Here is a 17,400-nt window from a genome sequence, read left to right on the forward strand (position 1 = left end):
TCGTGGTATAATGTTGGTTGTCTAGACAAAACATGATACCCACCCAAGGCTACCCTTGAATACTGACACAACCTCTTCTGTTTTGCCATCACTCACCGCTGAGCATTTAAGCCGCCACGATGTTCAAGTGAATAATCTTTTTAGCAAAGGATGGCAGCGAATCGGCTTTAATCAACTGCTGAAACAAGCGCGGTTTACAAAGCGTTCAGGGACGCCTGTCATGCAAATGGATACCTTCACGTTGAGACTAGAGGCTAAATCCGTTGGTGATAAATACTAACGGTCATCCGCACATACACAGTTTCGGCCTGTGTTCTTTGCCTGATACAACGCGTGATCTGCATTGGCCAGCAGGGTATCCAGGCTGTCGTTTCCTTGTGCGGTGTGACTGACACCAAAACTACCGGTGCAGTGTAAGTGTATGCCATCAAAAGTTATTTCCAGCTGATCAATACGTCGCCGTAATCTTTCCGCTAGTCTCATGGCCTGATTCAGCGTGGTTTGTGGCATCAGAATGGCAAACTCCTCCCCGCCCAGTCGTGCCAGCACATCGGAAGCCCGTACCTGTTCAGCAGCAGTTTTAGCAATGGATTGCAGCACCAGATCACCCGCTGCATGACCATGCAGGTCATTAATCTGTTTAAAGTGATCCAGATCGAACATCACCAGGCTGACCGGGTTGGCATTACGTTGTGCCAGATGCAGGGTTTTTTGGCCCAGATTAAAAAAAGCACGTCGATTATTCAGGCTGGTCAGCACATCGGTATCGGCCAGCATTTCTGCCTTCCGACGCGCGGCCTCCAGTTGCTGCTCTATCAACTTGCGATCGGTGATGTCCGTAGCAATCTCGATGCGCACCAGTCGACCATCCAACCACTCCACTGCCTGATCCCGACACTGATACCAGTGTTCATTGACGGTATTCTGAAACTCCCATACCAGCACACCGGTCGGCTTGCCTTCTTCATCCAGCAAACGATGATTGGTGCAGAAGGCGCAAGGGCCTGTCTGATCAGCTTGCAGCACCTGCCAGCATTTACGTCCGTGGGCTTCGCCCCATTGGTTGCGTCCATATTCATTCATGAACAGCAACTCATAGGTATCCATATCTGCAACGTACACCAGTGCATCAAGGTTATCCAAAATCCGGCTGACGGCCTGCTGGTTGTTGTTCTGTGTGGAGTGTTGATCCTTGTGCATGGGCATCTCTTTCATAGGGTTAAACGGATTGTACAAACTCCGAGTAGCGTAAAAACTGTAAGCCGGGCTTGAAACATACAAGGTTTGTCCCCATTTAACGGTAACTGGGAATTTAACGCTTTATTTAATACAAGGGCAACAGCCAGCCCGGTTTACGGAGTTGATTATGAGTAAGCAAGAGGATCTCAAGCAGCAGGACGAAGCAGTCGAACCACTGGTGACGGCCGCTGATGTTGAGATGAGCCCGGAAGAAGAAATTGCCGGATTGTCTGCACAGGTTGAAACCCTGCAGCAGGAGCTGGCCGAAGTGCGTGACCAGATGCTGCGTGCTGCAGCCGAAGCTCAGAATGTGCGCCGTCGTTCTGAGGCAGACGTGGAAAAAGCCCATAAGTTTGCGCTGGAAAAGTTTGCCCGTGAGCTGCTGCCGGTATCCGACAGCCTGGAAAAAGCGACTGAAGCGCTGGGTGATGTGGATGAAGCACAAAAAGAAGGTGTGGAGATGACCCTGCGCCTGTTTATGGGTGTGCTGGAGAAGTTTCAGATTAATCAGGTTAATCCCATGGGTCAGACTTTTGACCCCCAGTATCATGAAGCCATGAGTATGGTGCCAAATCCCGCTTTGCCCCCCAACTCAGTGATGGATGTGCTACAGAAGGGTTATACCCTCAATGGTCGCCTGCTGCGTCCGGCGATGGTGGTGGTAGCAACCGGCGGCACACCAAAAAAGATTGATGAGACGGCTTGAAAAAGCAACTGACTGGACACATTAAGTGTTCAGCATCAGGAAAAGAACTTCCCCTGTTAAAAAATTGAATACTTATTCGGAGATGAATTATGGGTCGCATTATTGGTATTGACCTGGGTACTACCAACTCATGTATTGCTGTGCTGGATGGTGATAAACCCAAGGTGCTGGAAAACGCTGAAGGTGGGCGTACTACCCCTTCCATCATTGCTTATACCGATGATGGTGAAATTCTGGTTGGTCAGAGCGCCAAGCGTCAGGCAGTGACCAATCCTCACAACACCCTTTATGCTGTTAAGCGCCTGATTGGTCGTCGTTTTGATGAAGAAGTGGTACAAAAAGACATCAAAATGGTGCCTTACAAAATCGTCAAGGCTGACAACAACGATGCCTGGGTGGAAGTAAAAGGCAAAAAAATGGCTCCTCCGCAGATTTCTGCTGAAGTGCTGAAAAAAATGAAAAAGACCGCAGAAGACTATCTGGGTGAAGAAGTCACCGAAGCGGTCATCACCGTTCCGGCCTATTTCAACGACAGCCAGCGTCAGGCCACCAAAGACGCTGGTCGTATTGCCGGTCTGGAAGTCAAACGCATCATCAACGAGCCAACTGCAGCGGCACTGGCTTATGGCATGGACAAGTCACGCGGTGATAAGACCATTGCTGTGTATGACCTGGGTGGTGGTACTTTTGATATCTCCATCATCGAAATTGCCGATGTGGATGGTGAAACCCAGTTTGAAGTACTGGCGACCAATGGTGACACCTTTCTGGGTGGTGAAGATTTTGACATCCGCCTGATTGATTATCTGGCAGACGAATTCAAGAAAGACAGTGGTATTGATCTGAAAGGTGATCCGCTGGCGATGCAGCGTCTGAAAGAAGCGGCTGAAAAAGCCAAGATTGAACTGTCATCCGGCCAGCAAACCGATGTGAATCTGCCTTATGTGACTGCCGATGCCACGGGTCCGAAGCACCTGAATGTCAAGGTGACTCGCGCCAAGCTGGAAGCGCTGGTGGAAGATTTGGTCGAGCGTTCTCTGGCACCTTGCCGCACGGCGCTGCAGGATGCCGGTGTATCCACCAGCAAGATTGATGACGTGATTCTGGTTGGTGGTCAGACTCGTATGCCGATGGTACAAGCCAAGGTTGCCGAGTTCTTTGGCAAAGAAGCACGTAAAGATGTTAACCCGGACGAAGCTGTGGCCGTGGGTGCTGCCATTCAGGGTGCGGTACTGTCTGGTGATGTAAAAGACGTACTGCTGCTGGATGTGACTCCGCTGACCTTGGGTATCGAAACCATGGGCGGTGTGATGACTTCACTGATCGAGAAGAACACCACTATCCCGACCAAAAAGTCACAGGTGTTCTCGACGGCTGAAGATAATCAAAATGCAGTGACCATCCATGTCCTGCAGGGTGAGCGCAAGCAGGCGACACAGAACAAGTCACTGGGTCGTTTTGATCTGGCCGACATTCCGCCCGCTCAGCGTGGTATCCCACAGATTGAGGTGACCTTCGATCTGGATGCCAACGGTATCCTGAACGTGTCAGCCAAAGACAAGGCCACTGGCAAACAACAGTCGATTGTCATCAAGGCATCTTCCGGTCTGTCTGATGATGAGATCGAAAAAATGGTGCGTGATGCTGAAGCTCACGCAGCAGAAGACAAGAAGTTTGAAGAGATGGTGCAGGTTCGTAACCAGGCCGATGGCATGATTCACGCGACCCGTAAAACTCTGGCTGATGCAGCAGACAAGGTGGAGCCAGCCGAGAAAGAAGGCATTGAAAAAGCCATCACTGAGCTGGAAGAAGCCATGAAGGGTGATGACAAGGAAGCCATTGAAAGTAAAACTCAGGCACTGGCAGAAGCCTCCGGCACTCTGGCACAGAAGCTGTACGCGGAGCAGGCTGCTCAGGCAGAAAATACTGCGGCAGGTGATGATGCAGCCAAAGGCCCGGATGATGCCGTAGATGCTGAGTTTGAAGAAGTGAAGGACGACAAGAAGTAATCCTTGCTGTTTAGCATGACCTAACCTGAGCCAACGCGGGATACGACTCCCGCGTTGGTTTTTTGCCCGCAGAGCAACTGCATGATGGGTGGATTAAAAAGCGGTGACGAATAACCATGGCAAAACGTGATTACTACGAAATCCTGGGGGTCGAACGCGAGGCTGACGAAAAGGCCATCAAAAAGGCCTATCGTCGACTGGCGATGAAATACCACCCGGATCGTAATTCTGATGACCCGGCGGCGGAAGAAAAATTCAAGGAAGCCACCGAGGCTTATGAAGTGCTGGCTGATGCTGATAAGCGTGCTGCGTATGACCGTTTTGGTCATGCCGGTGTCGATCAGCAGATGGGTGGCGGTGGTTTCTCCGGTGGTAACGGCAATTTTGGTGACATCTTCGGAGATATGTTCGGTGATATCTTCGGTGGTGCGGCTCAGGGCCGGGGTGGTCGCGGTGGCGCCCAGCGCGGTTCAGATCTGCGTTATCAGCTGGATTTGGATCTGGAAGATGCGGTGAAAGGCACCTCAGTCAAGATTAAGCTGCCGACACTGGAAGAGTGCCATCACTGTAATGGTACAGGTTCAGAAGACGGCAAGGTTGAAACCTGCGCCACCTGTAATGGTATGGGCCAGGTACGGATGCAGCAGGGCTTTTTTGCCATACAGCAAACCTGCCCACGCTGTCATGGTGCGGGCAAGGTGGTGCGCAATCCTTGCAAGAAGTGCCACGGTGAAGGCCGGGTACAGAACTCCAAAACCCTGGAAGTGAAAATCCCAGCCGGTGTGGATACCGGTGATCGTATCCGCTTGTCGGGAGAGGGTGAAGCCGGTCGCATGGGTGGCTCATCCGGCGATCTTTATGTGCAGATCAATGTACGCCCACATCCGATTTTTGAGCGGGATGGTGCCAACCTGTATTGTGAGGTGCCGGTTAGTTTTGTGGATGCCACACTGGGTGGTGAGCTGGAAGTACCAACCCTGGAAGGCCGAGTGAAGCTGAAAATTCCTGCGGAGACTCAGACTGGAAAACTCTTCCGCCTGCGCGGTAAGGGTGTCAAGCCAGTACGGGGTGGTGCAGCGGGTGATTTGTTGTGCCGTGTGGTGCTGGAAACACCGGTGAATCTGAGCGAAGCGCAGAAAGACCTGTTACGTCAGTTCCATGAAGACACCCGTGCTGAAAAGCACTCACCGAAAAAAAGTAACTGGTTTGATGGGGTGAAAAAGTTTTTTGAGGACATGAAGCCCTGATCCTGCATTTTTTCTGTGTAAATCACCATTAAAAAACCCGCCGTGCTGAACACGGCGGGTTTTTTGTTAGTGCTGTATTGCAGTTAATCCGTGTTTTAACGCTCAACCGCCAGCGCAACACCCTGACCACCACCAATACACAGGGTTGCCAGACCTTTTTTGGCATCCCGTTTGACCATTTCATGCACCAGGCTGACCAGTACACGGCAACCGGAGGCACCAATCGGGTGACCCAGTGCAATGGCACCACCGTTCACGTTCACCTTGCTGGTATCCCAGCCCAACTGGCGATTAACACACAGTGCTTGTGCAGCAAAGGCTTCGTTGGCTTCAACCAGATCCAAATCTTCGATTGCCCAGCCCGCTTTTTCCAGACACTTACGGGTGGCTGGAATCGGACCGGTACCCATGATGGCTGGATCAACACCGGCTGAAGAATAAGCCTTGATACGAGCCAGAACCGGCAGACCCAGTTCAGCTGCTTTGCTGGCAGAGCAGAGAATTACGGCAGCAGCACCATCATTGATGGTGGAAGCATTGCCGGCTGTGACGGTACCGTCTTTTTTGAAAGCGGGGCGCAAACCAGCAAGTTTCTCGGCAGTGACCGCACGAGGACCTTCATCGGTGTCAAATACCACTGGATCACCTTTACGCTGTGGAATGGCCACAGGATAAATTTCATCTTTGAAACGACCGTCAGCAACAGCTTTAGAGGCTTTTTCCTGTGAGGCAGAAGCAAAAGCATCCTGATCTTCACGGCTGATGTTGAACTTCTCTACAATGTTTTCGGTGGTGATGCCCATGTGGTAGTCATTGAAAGCATCCCACAGGCCATCCACAATCATGGTGTCCTGAGCTGTCCAGTTGCCCATGCGCTGACCATTACGTGAGTTAGGCAGGATGTGTGGAGACATGCTCATGTTCTCCTGACCACCGGCAATGATGATTTCAGCATCACCACAACGAATAGCTTGAGTCGCCAAATGAAGAGCCTTGAGGCCGGAGCCGCAGACCTTGTTGATGGTCATGGCGGGGGTGGTTTCAGCCAATCCGGCCGCAATCATGGTCTGACGGGCAGGGTTTTGACCACAACCGGCAGTAAGCACCTGTCCAAGAATGACTTCATCAATCTGTTCGGGTTTGATACCGCTGGACTCCAGCAGACCCTTAATGACGGTTGCGCCCAGTTGATGAGCTGGAACAGTGGCCAGTGAGCCACCAAAGCTGCCAATGGCAGTACGACCTGCCGCTACAATAACTACATCTTGCATTTTTAGTTCTCCCAGTACGCCTCATGTTGGAGGCAGGTTGGCCTGCCTTAAAAGAAGGCTATCTCAAAAAGGTAACAGAAGCATGACGGCTTGCCTACATAAAGGATAAAAAAACGCGAGTCTCTTAGACTAAAAATGCAGCCGAGGCTGCTTTAAAAGGTATAGAAATACGGGTTACACAGCAGCTTAGGCCACCTGTACCGGAATGGCATGGCTGGTATGGCTGACAGCATTGCCTTCAGTCATATAAATCAGTGCTGGTTTGTGGTTGATGCGCTCTGCCTCGGTAAAGTTGGCATAGGCACAAATGATCACTCGATCACCAACGGATGCCAGGTGGGCTGCAGCGCCGTTGACTGAAATAATGCCACTGCCGGGTTCACCACGGATAATGTAGGTGGTGAAGCGCTGACCATTTTCCAGGTTATAAATCTGAATCTGTTCGTACTCGTGTAAACCGGCCATATCCAGCAGGTTGCCATCTATGGCGCAGGAGCCTTCATATTCCAGTACCGCATGGGTGACACGAGCCTGATGGAGTTTGGCTTTTAGCATAATGGTTTGCATAACAGTGATTCTTCCTCGTCAATTCAGTGTTTATCCCGGTGAACTACCAGGTTGTCAATTAAACGGGCCTTGCCCAGTCGTGCAGCGACCAGAATTACCCAGGAGTCTGCCTTGATACCGGGTGGGCTGAGATCCAGCGAACGAATTTCGACATAGTCTGGTGCAAACCCCTGTTCAGCCAGGCGTGCACGGGCAAAGTGGCAGAGTTCAATAAAGTGGGAGTTGCCTGCTGCCAGTTTTAGACCAGTGGCTTGCAGAGTTGCATAGAGTGAAGGTGCTTTTTTTAGTTGCTCAGGTGTCAGGTAGGCATTGCGTGATGACAGTGCCAGGCCTTCACTGGTGCGACAGGTCGGCACACCAATAATACGGATGGGGAAAGACAGGTCTTTGACCAGTTTGTTGATGACTGCCAGCTGCTGGTAGTCCTTCTGACCAAAACAGGCAATATCCGGCTGCACAAAGTTGAACAGCTTGGTAACAACTGTGGCAACACCATCAAAGTGACCAGGACGTTTCTGCCCACAGAGTCCTTCACTGACAACCGGCACAACCACCCGGGTTATCTGCTCCTGACCCTCGGGGTAGACCTCTCCTACATCCGGTGTGAACAACAGGTCGCAGCCAACACTTTGCAGCAGCTGTTGATCCTGTTCCAGTGTGCGGGGGTAACGTTCAAAATCTTCACCGGGGCCAAACTGCAGTGGATTGACAAAAATACTGGCAATCACGATGTCTGCATGGCGACGTGCTTCTTCGACCAGACGTAAATGGCCCTGGTGCAGGTTGCCCATAGTGGGAACCAAAGCCAGTGTCTTTCCTTGGCTCCGCAGTTCAGCAAGCTGCTCACGTAGTTCACTGACGCGGCTGATGGTGATTAAGGGTGTGCTCATTTGAAGCAGTGTTCCTCAGCGGGGAAAGAGCCGGATTTGACGGCCTGATGATAGGCTGTCAGCGCTTCCGGTATGGAGCTAGCCTCGGCCATGAAGTTTTTTACAAATTTTGCTGTTTTGCCGACGGTGACACCCAGCATGTCATGTAATACCAGTACTTGCCCATCGGTATCCGGACCGGCACCAATACCGATCACCGGACAGCTGACAGCCTGACTCACTGCCTTGCCAACTTCACTGGGAACACACTCAAGCAACAGTAAGCTGGCACCGGCGGCTTCGAGACGTATTGCAGCATCAACCAAAGCCTGTCCGGCATCACCACGCCCCTGAACCTTGTAACCACCCAACTGATTAACAGTCTGGGGTGTCAGGCCGAGGTGCGCACAGATGGGGATGCCTCGGCGACTTAGCTCGGTGATACCGTTTGCCAGCCATGCGTCACCTTCAATTTTAACCACATGCGCACCGGCACGCATCAACTGTGCTGCATTCTCCAGCAAGGTAGGAATGCTGGAGTCACACATAAATGGTAGATCAGCCATGATCAGGGTTTGCTGGTTGCCACGTTTTACAGCACGGGTGTGGTAGACCATGTCGGCCAGGCTGACAGGAAGGGTGGAGTCGTGTCCCTGTAAAACCATACCAAGCGAGTCGCCGACCAGCATGACTTCAATGCCAGCTTCATTGATGCGGCGAGAGAAGGTGGCATCGTAACAAGTCAGCACACTGAACTTCTCACCGGCTTGTTTCAGCTCTTTGAGCGTATTAATGGTCACAGCTTTCATGGACTGTACCCTTGTTCTGGTTATAGGGTTGGATGGCAATTTTTTGCCATCCTAAGCATGGAAACGGGATTGTTACCCCTGGTAACCTAAAAGTCAAAGCCCGGATAGGCTATTTGCTTCCAGGGGTAACACCCCCTGAAAATCATCGAGTGTTAACTGATCCAGCAGGTGACTCACACGACCTTTACCGGGTATGTAAAGATCTGCGGCCAGCTCGGCGAGTGGCAGCAGCACAAACGCACGCTGAGTTATTCCGGGGTGGGGTAGAGTCAGGCGTGGGTGCTGGTATTCCAGTTGATCATAAAGCAGTAGATCCAGATCCAGGGTTCTTTCTCCCCAGTGGCGCAACTTGACTCTCTGGTGGTGTTGCTCCAGTTGTTGCAAGGCATCCAGCAATTGCAGCGGCTCAAGTTCGGTATCCAGTTGTGCCACGGCATTAATAAAGTCCGGCTGATCCTGCGGCCCCATGGGTTTACTCTGCCATAAACGAGACGTTTGCCGCAGTTGTGTCTGAGGCAGTTGTGCCAGTTCTTGAAAAGCAGTCAGTAATTGCTGAGAAGGTTGCTCAAGGTTACTTCCCAGTCCTATCCAGGCAATTGGCATAAAAGCTTTGGCTCAGCTGGATGCTGCAGGTTTGCGACGACGCGGGTTGCGGCGTCTACCGGCAGACTTTTTCGTCGGTGAGCGTCCCAGTGCATTCAGCAGGATGTGCTGACCGGCTTCATCGGTTTCCTGAAACTCTGTCCACCAGGCACCAACGCCTTCGGTTGGTTCACCGGCTGCTTCACGCAGTAGCATAAAGTCGTAGGCGGCTCGGAAGCGTGGCTCTTGTAGTAGTGCCCAGGCACGTTTGCCATGACGCTGAGGTAATTTCAGCTGCATGTCCCAGATTTCCCGCATCGGGAAGGCAAAACGTTTGGGAATGGTGATGTGCTGGTTCTGGCGCTGTAATAACCGGTTGCCTGCCTGCTGCATGGCAGGAAAGGCGGGTACACCATTTTTCAGCAGGTCGGAGTAGATCAGCTCAAGTCCTGGCCAGAGCAGGGCAGCATACAGATAGGCCGGGGTCACCGGACGCTCCTGCTGGATACGTAAATCGGTGTTGATCATGGCTTGTTCTACCAGAGCCAGGGCAGCAGGGTTTACTTTAAAAGCTTCATGGCTAGCGGGGAACAGAAAACCAAAAAGATGGTACTCAAGCAGTAACTCAAAGGTTTTGTGTGCGTGACCAGACAAGAATAGCTTTAACACTTCATCAAACAGACGAGCCGGAGCAACCTGTAACAGCAGATTGGCCTGACTGCGAATGGGTGCCTCAGTACTGGCTTCCAGAGTAAAGTCCAGTTTGGCAGCAAAACGGATGGCTCGCAGCATCCTGACTGGATCTTCACGGTAACGGGTTTCAGGATCACCAATCAGCCGTAGACGACGCGCTTGAATATCTGCCAAGCCGCCGGTGAAATCATGGATGGAGAAGTCGTTGATGCTGTAATAAAGCGCATTGATGGTGAAGTCTCTGCGTAGGGCATCTTCTTCAATGTTGCCCCAGACATTGTCACGCAACAACATACCGTCTTCTGATTGGCGTGAATGGCTGCTTTCTTCCGGTGCGTGTCCACGGAAGGTGGTGACTTCGATGATTTCTCGACCAAAACGCACATGAACAATTCGGAAGCGCCGACCAATCATGCGTGAGTTGCGGAATAAATGATGAACCTGCTCGGGTGTGGCATTGGTGGCGACATCAAAGTCTTTGGGATTTTTACCCAGCAGTCGATCCCGGATACAGCCACCCACTAGATAGGCCTCAAAACCACTATTTTGCAGACGGTAAAGAACCTTCAGCGCCCCTTCATGGATTTCGCTGCGCGAGACAGGGTGTTCCGAGCGGGGAAGAATGCTGCGGGTGACAACAGGTGCCGGAGGCTGTCTGTTCAGGCGGGTTTTGATGTAGCGAGTAATTCCTTTAAGCATTTTGGCCGTCGATATTAAATAAAGATACTGCGCAGTTTAACCGACCAGCCGGATGGGGCAAAGGCTGAAGAGTGATTCATAACAACAAAAGGGGAAGGCCTGAGCCTTCCCCTTTGAATCGATTGACACTGGCTGCATCCGTGCAGGAAATTAGGGAGATGTTTCTAGATCGCCCTGAATACGTATCACAGTCGCAAATTCTGCGTGAATTGCAGAGGCTGACCGTCTCGTATTCAAAACAATTTAGCCTCAGCTTGGACCTTTTCTTTGGGTGTTTATTGTTGTTGTTCACCCTTGTGATGTACTCAGCATTGTTTTTATTTTTTGCTGATCACATCGGTTTTCGCTGAAGACCGGAGACCTTGGCTATTGTTTTTATTGTCGATGCCGCAACTGCTGAACCGTTTTTTGTATTTGTGGTGGATTGCAGTGGTCTTTCACCTGGCTTCCTGTTGTTTTTGTTGTCGGAGGCCGGTTCGGTCAAGCTCAGTGTTTGTTTTTGTTATGCTGAGTCTGTGACGCCGGTGTTCTTATTTTTCTTGGCTAGTAGTATGCTTGTTGTGTGCCATGTTTCTGCATCTTATTTTAAATCAATTAGTTAGGTTAAAAATATGTTATTTTTGCAGTTTGCCTGAACCAGGTGTTACCCATAATTGGCCGGTTGAGGGTGGGATTTGGGTGTAACGGTAACACTTGTTTTTTTAACGTGAAGAAATACTTTTGCGTCTGGGAATACCCAGTCGCTGGCGTCTTTCCCACAGACATTTACGTGAGATGCCAAGCTTTCTCGACAGCTCGGTTTCACTGAGCAAATCCTGATTCTCACGGACAAAACGCACAAAATAATCTTCCAGAGACAGATCATCCACCGGCAGATGGGCGGGATCTGCCTCTTCTTTATCGGTGGTGGCGGATGCAGAGGATTCGCTGCTACGATTACCCTGTGTGGGTGCGGTGGTTGCTGACTGTATAAAGCTGACCTTGGGTGGAGTGTGGCTGCCGTGTGGCAACTCCAGATCTTCGGCATGTAACAGGGTGTCGTCTGCCAGAATCACTGCCCGTTCAACCCGGTTCTCCAGTTCTCGCACATTACCCGGCCATGAATAAGCCAGCAGTGCATTACGAGCCGAGCGTGAAAAACGTGCGTGGGGTTTGTTCAGGCGTTGGCAGGTTTTTTTCAGTAGTTCATCAGCAATCAGCAGTATGTCTTCACCCCGCTCAGTCAGACAGGGTAACTCCAGCTCCACCACATTCAGGCGATAATAAAGATCCAGTCGGAACTTGCCCTGATCCACGAGGGTCTTGATATCTCGGTGGGTTGCAGCAATCAGGCGTATATCCACCCGACGAGATTCAACAGAGCCCAGACGGCGGATTTCACCTTCCTGCAGCACTCTTAATAGTCGAGCCTGAGCTTCCAGCGGTAATTCACCAATCTCATCCAGAAACAGACTGCCGCCATCAGCGGCTTCGACCAGACCGTTACGGCTGGCATTGGCGCCCGTGAACGCGCCTTTTTCATGGCCAAAGAGTTCGGACTCGATCAGGGTTTCGGGAATGGCTGCACAGTTGACTGAAATCAAGGGGGCATCTTTTCTGGGGCTGAGAGCATGGAGTGCACGAGCAACCAGCTCCTTGCCGGTACCGGACTCACCCAAAATCAACACACGGGTGTCATAGGGTGCTATTTTGCTGATTTGCCGAAATACCGCTTGCATGACATCACTCTCACCAATCATGCCGGCAAACTGTGCCTGGCTGGCAGGAGAGATTTCTTCCGGCTCGGTTGTTTCAGCCTGCTGGCGTCGATGCTGGCTGAGGATATGATTCACCGCCGAGAGCATTTCATCGTGATCAAAAGGTTTGGCAATATAGTCCACCGCACCAAGTTTCATGGCATCCACTGCTGAGCGCAGGCTGGCATAACTGGTCATGATCAGTACCGGGATGTCCTGGCTGATCAGCTCCGTACCAGATTCACCCGGCAGGCGAAGATCACTGATGATCAGATCAAAATGTTCTTTTGCCAGTTGCTGGCGTGCCTCCGAAACAGTGCCCGCTTCAGCAACCTGAAAACCATTACGCTCCAGTAACCGCCGCAGGGCGGAGCGGATAATGCCTTCATCTTCAACGATCAGTATCTGACTCATGATCTGCTGGCTGCTCCTGATGTGTTAATTCAGTGATCGAAGGGAAACGGCAACAAAAACAACTGCCCACCCCGAGTAGAGGGCTGGGACTGATGGCCTGAATCTGTCCTTCGTGCTCTTCGACAATACTATACACCAGTGCCAGTCCCAACCCTGTGCCTTCACCGGCTTGTTTGGTGGTATAAAAAGGCTCAAACAGATGCTCCAGGTGCTGGGCTGGAATGCCTGTGCCATTATCGTGAACTTCAACCACCACATCCTGATCACGCCTGTCACCACAACAGAGAATAATACCGCCATCTGGAGTGGCATCACGGGCGTTGGCAATCAGGTTCACAAAAACCTGTACCAAGCGCTGGGTATCACCTCGTACATAAAGGTGCTCCGGACATTCGTTTTTATACACACGATTACGACCTCGGTTACTGAGCGAGATCAGGTTGATGGCTTCGGTCAGTGCGCCTCGCAGGTTCACCTGTTCAAACTGCAGGGTGGCGTGAGCACGTCCGGCATGAGAGAAGCTGACCAGTGACTGCACTATGGCGGTGATGCGGTGGGTCAGCTGCAGAATCTGCTGGCTGGTTTCCAGTACCGCCTGTGGGTCTTCTGCGTCATACCGTAGGTTCTGCGCCAGAGACGAAATGCCGGTGACAGGATTGCCAATTTCATGCGCCACCCCCGCCGCTAAACGACCGATGGATGCAAGACGTTCATTGTGCAGCAGTTCGTCCTGTAGTCGTTTCAGATCGCTCTGATCTTCCACCAGTAACACGGTGCCACCCATTAACGCAGCAGGGTCATCCAGTCGTGCTTTGTGAAGGCTTAACCACCGTGGTGGGATGCCCTCTTGCTTCAGTGGTTGGCGGTGGATTTGCTGCCGGGGGCTTTCTAAAAAGCCTTGCAGCAGTTGGTTCCAGGGCTCCGGCAGATGGCGGATTCTGGAGCCTATCACCTGTTCACCCACAATACCGGTGAGGTGTTCCATTGCCAGATTCCACATCAATACTTCCTGGTCTCTGCCCAGGGTGCAAATCCCGACTGGGAGACGCAGCAGTGTCTGACGGTGGTGGCGGCGGAGTTTGTCCAGCTCTCTGGCCATACCGGTCAGACGGGTGCGGTAGTCTTCCAGATGCCGTTCGACATAATGTATATCATCTTCTGATTCGGTCTGCTGATTTTGCCAGGGCAGGTACCGGTCGGTTAACTCTTGCGCTACAGCGGGCCCCATCAAGCCGGAAAGATTGGCTTGTATTTGGTCGCGCAGCCGTCGCATTGAATAAGGACGAGCATCGGATGGATTGAGATTAAGTTCACCCAGAGCGCGGCATACTTCACGCTGGGCGGTTTCGATACCCAGCGGAATACTGAGGAAGCGGGTGAAGTCATCACAGTTTCTAGCTTGTAATTGCTGGCGCTTGGGATGCAGTAAGGCATCCTGAGAACAGGCCAGCGCACTGGCCTTTTCTTCATCACTGATACGTGTCAGCAGTGACACCAGAATAAAAATGACAATGTTCAGTGTAATGGCAAGAATAGCAACGTTGTACCAGTCACTGATACCGTTTAGCTCCAGGTGCATACCGGCCAGTTGCAGTTCATTGATATCCAGCATCAACGGGAAACCCAACCCGACAACCCATACGGTGAACCCGGCCAGCAGACCAGCAATTAAACCGTTACGGTTGGCAGAAGGCCAGTAGAGTAATGCCAGTGTACCCGGTAAAAATTGTAAAGTTCCGATAAAAGCGGATAAGCCCAGGGTGGATAAATCATGTTTAACACTCACCACCAGATAAACCAGATAAGCGATGAATATCAGCGTGCCAATCAAGAATCGACGCATCCAGATCAGCCAGTAATAAATATCAAAACGGGCCGGGGGCTGGTAAATTGCCAGCACCAGATGATTCAGTACCATGGGCGCCAGAGCCAGGGTGATCACAATAATAGTGCCACTGGCTGCAGCCAGACCGGCAATAAAAGACAGTAGGCTCCAGTAACCACCCAGTGACAGGGTGGCATATTCGATTGGCACACTGCTTTCAAGGGCATGATGTGCCCAGTAGATGATGGGAACTGGCAGTGCCAGTAATAACAAAAAAACCGGCAGCATCCAGCTGGCTTGCATCAAGGCATCTTCAGAGGGATTTTCAGTGAAGATGATATGAAAAATATGCGGCATAGAAACAGCCGTGGCAAAAAACAGCAACAACAGGGTACGCCACTGATTGTCTTCCAGCGGGGTAATGGCCTGAGTCAGAGTATTACCGTGCTCAGCCAACCAGTTTTCCAGCCCTTCAAAACCACCAAAAACACTGAACAGGGTGATGCCGCCGAGTGCCAGAAAAGCCAGTAATTTAACCAGCGATTCAAAGGCAATGGCAACCAGCAGGCTTTCGTGGCGCTCGCGTAGTGAGATATGACGTGCGCCAAACAGTATGGCAAACAGGGTAATCACAGCACAAAACACGAACGCCAGATGATAGGGGGAGGATTCGTTGGTCAGCAGATAAATAACATCACCAATAGCCTGAATCTGCAGAGCCAGCAGTGGCATGGTGCCAATCAACAGTCCAAGGGTCACCAGCATACCTACCCAGCGACTGCGATAACGGAAAGCAAACAGGTCGGCCAGTGACGATAACTGATAGGTACGGGTCAGGCGCAGGAGGGGCGATAGCAGCACCGGTGCCAGCACAAAAACACCGGAGATGCCCAGATAATAGGTCAGGTAACCATAACCATACTGGTCGGCCATGGCAAAGGAACCATAAAAAGCCCAGCCGCTGGCATACATACCCAGTGCCAGCACATACACCAGTGGATGACGCACCAGTCTTGCAGGAATCCAGCCTTTTTCCACTATCCAGGCACAGGCAAATAAAACCAGTAGATAGCCAACGCCGATGACAAAAATCTGTGTCAGTGTAAAACTCATAAGGTTACAACTGCTCCAGGCGGCGTTTCTGCTCCAGCCATAGGGTGGCTCCGATCAGCGCGCCCCAGACCAGAAAAGGTTTATACCAGTCACTGCCACCCCAGGGCGTTAGAAACCAGGGCGAAAAGAAGTAACCAACGGTGACCAGCAGTAGCACTAATCGATAGAGATACATGGATCCAGATCCGTGTCCTTGATGTGGGTAGTAGCGGGAATGTTACTCGGCTGCCAGTGGTTTAATGCTTCTTCCAGCAGGGTGGCCACAGGTTCAAGTCTCAGTGCCGGATCTGGTTGTTGCTGCAAAGCGCAGAGGGCACGGTAGAGTAACGGGCTAGCCTGCTGAGTATCCATTGCCGGAGCGTGATTCTGTTTTGAAAGCTTTTGACCTGTGTCATTCACTATAACGGGAAGGTGAGCGTAATGGAATGCGGGCTGATGGGGTTGTGCTTTGCCAAGACAGGTCTGAATCCAGATTTGCCAGGGAGTGGAGTCAAGCAGATCAATACCCCGCAGCAGATGAGTAATGCCCTGTTCCAGATCATCCACCACTACGGCCAGCTGATAAGCCCAGAGACCATCACGCCTGCGAATAATAACATCACCAGCCTGGTTGAGAGGCCAGTGTTGGTTTCCCTGGATTTCATCCTGCCAACAAATAGTTTGCTGATGATCCACGGCCAGTCGCCAGGCCAGCGTGCGTTCAGGGTGACGGGGTTTTATGCGGCAATAACCGGGATAAATTTGATGGTTTGCCAGTTCTTTGCGGCTGCAGCTACAGGGGTAGGCATGACCCAGCTGCACCAGCTGCTCAAGGTGAGCCAGGTAAAGATCATGGCGCTGGCTTTGGTAGATCACTTGACCATCCCAGTGCAGACCAAAGGCTTCAAGGGTGGTAAGCAGGTCTGTGGCAGCACCAGGCATTTCACGGGGTGGATCGAGGTCTTCGATTCTGACCAGCCATTCACCACCACGGCTGCGTGCTTCAAGCCAGCTGGCCAGCGCCGTAACCAGCGAGCCAAAATGCAAGAGGCCAGTGGGGCTGGGGGCAAAACGCCCCCGATAAGTGGACTGAGACTGTTTGATAGGCAGCATTTAACCGCCGATCTGTTTTTCCTTGATCTCAGCCAGGCTTTTACAGTCTACACACAGGGTAGCGGTCGGCCGGGCTTCCAGACGACGGATACCAATTTCAATGCCGCAGGCATCACAGTAGCCGTAATCACCTTCTTCGATTTTATCCAGCGTTTCGTTGATCTTGCGGATGAGTTTGCGCTCACGATCACGGGTACGCAGTTCCAGACTGAACTCTTCTTCCTGAGTGGCGCGGTCAGCTGGATCAGCAAAGTTGGATGCGTCTTCTTTCAGATGCTGAACGGTACGATCCACTTCTTCCATCAGCTCCTGCTTCCAGTTCAGCAGCAGTTGACGAAAGTGTGCCAACTGAGCATCACTCATATATTCTTCATCTGTACCCTGTTGGTAAGGGATGAAGGTCTGGTTTTGTTCTGTATCCTGCTTGCTTGATGGCATAGCGGTGCCTCGCGACTTTAAGGGCGTCCTGTTTCGGTAACTGCTTCATAGTTACCGAGCGAAAAAAAGACTAGCTTATTTACTGCAATCC

General features: G+C 51.6%; 17 protein-coding genes. 5 read left to right on the forward strand and 12 right to left on the reverse strand.

What is annotated here, in order from left to right; all coding sequences use genetic code 11:
* Positions 1-55: 55 nt before the first annotated feature.
* Positions 56-280 carry a hypothetical protein gene (locus IBX50_RS02945; protein ID WP_292253165.1) on the forward strand — a complete coding sequence of 75 codons (225 nt, stop codon included), beginning with the start codon at positions 56-58 and terminating at the stop codon, positions 278-280.
* On the opposite strand, the gene IBX50_RS02950 is transcribed toward IBX50_RS02945, so the two are convergent.
* Positions 277-1,200 carry a diguanylate cyclase gene (locus IBX50_RS02950; protein ID WP_292253166.1) on the reverse strand — a complete coding sequence of 308 codons (924 nt, stop codon included), beginning with the start codon at positions 1,198-1,200 and terminating at the stop codon, positions 277-279. The two genes, IBX50_RS02945 and IBX50_RS02950, sit on opposite strands and share 4 nt — an antisense overlap.
* A 166-nt stretch (positions 1,201-1,366) precedes the next feature.
* On the opposite strand from IBX50_RS02950, the gene grpE reads away from it, so the two are divergent.
* From grpE to dnaJ, 3 genes are all read left to right on the forward strand, one after another.
* Positions 1,367-1,945 carry a nucleotide exchange factor GrpE gene (gene grpE / locus IBX50_RS02955; protein WP_292253167.1) on the forward strand — a complete coding sequence of 193 codons (579 nt, stop codon included), beginning with the start codon at positions 1,367-1,369 and terminating at the stop codon, positions 1,943-1,945.
* An 89-nt stretch (positions 1,946-2,034) separates the two neighbouring features.
* Positions 2,035-3,954 carry a molecular chaperone DnaK gene (gene dnaK / locus IBX50_RS02960; RefSeq protein WP_292253169.1) on the forward strand — a complete coding sequence of 640 codons (1,920 nt, stop codon included), beginning with the start codon at positions 2,035-2,037 and terminating at the stop codon, positions 3,952-3,954.
* Between the two features lie 116 nt (positions 3,955-4,070).
* Positions 4,071-5,201, forward strand: a complete 1,131-nt coding sequence (gene dnaJ, locus IBX50_RS02965; protein WP_292253171.1) for a molecular chaperone DnaJ — start codon at positions 4,071-4,073, stop codon at positions 5,199-5,201.
* A gap of 95 nt (positions 5,202-5,296) precedes the next feature.
* Here dnaJ and IBX50_RS02970 read toward each other — a convergent pair whose 3' ends face one another.
* The 6 genes from IBX50_RS02970 to pcnB form a co-directional block, all read right to left on the reverse strand.
* Positions 5,297-6,472, reverse strand: a complete 1,176-nt coding sequence (locus IBX50_RS02970) for an acetyl-CoA C-acetyltransferase (RefSeq protein WP_292253172.1) — start codon at positions 6,470-6,472, stop codon at positions 5,297-5,299.
* 186 nt (positions 6,473-6,658) lie between these two features.
* Positions 6,659-7,039: an aspartate 1-decarboxylase gene (gene panD / locus IBX50_RS02975; protein ID WP_292253173.1), complete on the reverse strand. Its 381-nt coding sequence runs from the start codon at positions 7,037-7,039 to the stop codon at positions 6,659-6,661.
* Positions 7,040-7,062: 23 nt separating this feature from the next.
* A complete protein-coding gene (gene panC, locus IBX50_RS02980; RefSeq protein ID WP_292253175.1) occupies positions 7,063-7,929 on the reverse strand; it encodes a pantoate--beta-alanine ligase in 867 nt (288 codons plus the stop codon).
* A complete protein-coding gene (gene panB / locus IBX50_RS02985; protein WP_292253176.1) occupies positions 7,926-8,717 on the reverse strand; it encodes a 3-methyl-2-oxobutanoate hydroxymethyltransferase in 792 nt (263 codons plus the stop codon). The genes panC and panB overlap by 4 nt, the downstream gene beginning before the upstream one ends.
* A gap of 93 nt (positions 8,718-8,810) precedes the next feature.
* Positions 8,811-9,320, reverse strand: a complete 510-nt coding sequence (gene folK, locus IBX50_RS02990) for a 2-amino-4-hydroxy-6-hydroxymethyldihydropteridine diphosphokinase (RefSeq protein WP_292253177.1) — start codon at positions 9,318-9,320, stop codon at positions 8,811-8,813.
* Positions 9,321-9,332: 12 nt separating this feature from the next.
* Positions 9,333-10,691: a polynucleotide adenylyltransferase PcnB gene (pcnB, locus tag IBX50_RS02995; RefSeq protein WP_292253179.1), complete on the reverse strand. Its 1,359-nt coding sequence runs from the start codon at positions 10,689-10,691 to the stop codon at positions 9,333-9,335.
* A 362-nt stretch (positions 10,692-11,053) separates the two neighbouring features.
* Here pcnB and IBX50_RS03000 point away from each other — a divergent pair, with 362 nt between their 5' ends.
* A complete protein-coding gene (locus tag IBX50_RS03000) occupies positions 11,054-11,293 on the forward strand; it encodes a hypothetical protein (RefSeq protein WP_292253181.1) in 240 nt (79 codons plus the stop codon).
* Positions 11,294-11,392: 99 nt separating this feature from the next.
* On the opposite strand, the gene IBX50_RS03005 is transcribed toward IBX50_RS03000, so the two are convergent.
* Genes IBX50_RS03005 through dksA form a run of 5 tightly spaced genes read right to left on the reverse strand, consistent with a single transcriptional unit; the run spans position 11,393 to position 17,309 of the window.
* A complete protein-coding gene (locus tag IBX50_RS03005) occupies positions 11,393-12,841 on the reverse strand; it encodes a sigma-54 dependent transcriptional regulator (RefSeq protein WP_292253182.1) in 1,449 nt (482 codons plus the stop codon).
* Positions 12,819-15,779 (reverse strand): ATP-binding protein, encoded by a 2,961-nt coding sequence (locus IBX50_RS03010; RefSeq protein ID WP_292253184.1) that lies wholly within the window; start codon positions 15,777-15,779, stop codon positions 12,819-12,821. Before IBX50_RS03010 ends, IBX50_RS03005 begins: the two co-directional genes overlap by 23 nt.
* Before the next feature lie 4 nt (positions 15,780-15,783).
* The gene (locus IBX50_RS03015; RefSeq protein ID WP_292253186.1) at positions 15,784-15,954 is read right to left on the reverse strand and encodes a hypothetical protein; all 171 of its coding nucleotides are present in this window, start codon (positions 15,952-15,954) and stop codon (positions 15,784-15,786) included.
* On the reverse strand, positions 15,936-16,871 hold the full coding sequence (gene gluQRS, locus IBX50_RS03020; protein ID WP_292253188.1) for a tRNA glutamyl-Q(34) synthetase GluQRS: 936 nt from the start codon (positions 16,869-16,871) through the stop codon (positions 15,936-15,938). The genes IBX50_RS03015 and gluQRS overlap by 19 nt, the downstream gene beginning before the upstream one ends.
* Positions 16,872-17,309: an RNA polymerase-binding protein DksA gene (gene dksA / locus IBX50_RS03025; protein ID WP_292253189.1), complete on the reverse strand. Its 438-nt coding sequence runs from the start codon at positions 17,307-17,309 to the stop codon at positions 16,872-16,874.
* Positions 17,310-17,400 lie beyond the last annotated feature (91 nt).

It is taken from the genome of Marinospirillum sp. (genome assembly GCF_014859565.1).

Excerpts from the sequence above, each read along its gene's own strand:
- IBX50_RS02950 (WP_292253166.1), bottom strand. The coding sequence starts at position 1,200 with ATGCACAAGGATCAACACTCCACACAGAACAACAACCAGCAGGCCGTC.
- grpE (WP_292253167.1), top strand. The coding sequence starts at position 1,367 with ATGAGTAAGCAAGAGGATCTCAAGCAGCAGGACGAAGCAGTCGAACCA.
- dnaK (WP_292253169.1), top strand. The coding sequence starts at position 2,035 with ATGGGTCGCATTATTGGTATTGACCTGGGTACTACCAACTCATGTATT.
- dnaJ (WP_292253171.1), top strand. The coding sequence starts at position 4,071 with ATGGCAAAACGTGATTACTACGAAATCCTGGGGGTCGAACGCGAGGCT.
- IBX50_RS02970 (WP_292253172.1), bottom strand. The coding sequence starts at position 6,472 with ATGCAAGATGTAGTTATTGTAGCGGCAGGTCGTACTGCCATTGGCAGC.
- panD (WP_292253173.1), bottom strand. The coding sequence starts at position 7,039 with ATGCAAACCATTATGCTAAAAGCCAAACTCCATCAGGCTCGTGTCACC.
- panC (WP_292253175.1), bottom strand. The coding sequence starts at position 7,929 with ATGAGCACACCCTTAATCACCATCAGCCGCGTCAGTGAACTACGTGAG.
- panB (WP_292253176.1), bottom strand. The coding sequence starts at position 8,717 with ATGAAAGCTGTGACCATTAATACGCTCAAAGAGCTGAAACAAGCCGGT.
- folK (WP_292253177.1), bottom strand. The coding sequence starts at position 9,320 with ATGCCAATTGCCTGGATAGGACTGGGAAGTAACCTTGAGCAACCTTCT.
- pcnB (WP_292253179.1), bottom strand. The coding sequence starts at position 10,691 with ATGCTTAAAGGAATTACTCGCTACATCAAAACCCGCCTGAACAGACAG.
- IBX50_RS03005 (WP_292253182.1), bottom strand. The coding sequence starts at position 12,841 with ATGAGTCAGATACTGATCGTTGAAGATGAAGGCATTATCCGCTCCGCC.
- IBX50_RS03010 (WP_292253184.1), bottom strand. The coding sequence starts at position 15,779 with ATGAGTTTTACACTGACACAGATTTTTGTCATCGGCGTTGGCTATCTA.
- IBX50_RS03015 (WP_292253186.1), bottom strand. The coding sequence starts at position 15,954 with ATGTATCTCTATCGATTAGTGCTACTGCTGGTCACCGTTGGTTACTTC.
- gluQRS (WP_292253188.1), bottom strand. The coding sequence starts at position 16,871 with ATGCTGCCTATCAAACAGTCTCAGTCCACTTATCGGGGGCGTTTTGCC.
- dksA (WP_292253189.1), bottom strand. The coding sequence starts at position 17,309 with ATGCCATCAAGCAAGCAGGATACAGAACAAAACCAGACCTTCATCCCT.